Annotated in this window: 1 protein-coding gene; it reads right to left on the bottom strand. The window is 41.3% G+C overall.

Annotated features, from left to right (window positions below):
• The coding region (locus GFJ99_RS14025; protein WP_370514069.1) for a phage baseplate protein at window positions 1-214 on the bottom strand (214 nt) is incomplete at its 3' end.
• Window positions 215-225 lie beyond the last annotated feature (11 nt).

Here is a 225-nt window from a genome sequence, read left to right as displayed (position 1 = left end):
GCTGCTTACTGTTACGCAAGTCTAACAACTTCTTATAGGCATCTGCCACACGGTTCTGTGTACTAACACCGTCCTGTACATACTTTTGTAAGGAGTAGGTGTTATATACACCGCATACGCTAAAGGTGACATTTTTATTGACTACATGGTCTGATACACTTGAACCACGGTCAATAGGATGCTCAGTTACATCATTCTCAAACTTGTGGTCAATTGACAGAGTAC

Origin of the sequence: Flavobacterium sp. LMO6 (assembly GCF_009495795.1) — a bacterium.
In the GTDB taxonomy this organism is placed as follows: domain Bacteria; phylum Bacteroidota; class Bacteroidia; order Flavobacteriales; family Flavobacteriaceae; genus Flavobacterium.
Note: the sequence above shows the minus strand (reverse complement) of the source record. Positions and strands in the feature narration are given on the sequence as shown.